This window comes from Pseudomonas sp. MD330_10, assembly GCF_042610415.1.
In the GTDB taxonomy this organism is placed as follows: Bacteria; Pseudomonadota; Gammaproteobacteria; order Pseudomonadales; family Pseudomonadaceae; genus Aquipseudomonas; species Aquipseudomonas rhodesiae.
The window spans coordinates 1-231 of record NZ_JBHGZU010000192.1; the positions used below are offsets into that span (position 1 = coordinate 1).

1 pseudogene is annotated in these 231 nt (G+C 61.5%); it reads right to left on the reverse strand.

Annotation, left to right across the window (positions count from 1 at the left end):
• Positions 1-231: pseudogene (locus ACFZPT_RS27160) on the reverse strand (RNA degradosome polyphosphate kinase); the annotation flags it as partial.

Below are 231 nucleotides of genomic sequence, written 5' to 3' on the forward strand. Positions count from 1 at the left end.
AAGTCTTCGACGACTTCGGAGTCCAGCGCCAGGTCGGCGATACGGGTAAGGCGGAACTGGTAGCAGCCCTTGACCTTCATGCCTTGGAACAGGTCGTCGGCGAGGGCGTGGATCATCGACGACAGGAATACATAGTTGTCTCCAGCGCCCCCCACCTCTTCCGGTACCTTGATGATCCGAGGCAACAAGCGCGGCGCCGGGATAATCTCCAGGCCGGAGTCGCGCCCGAAG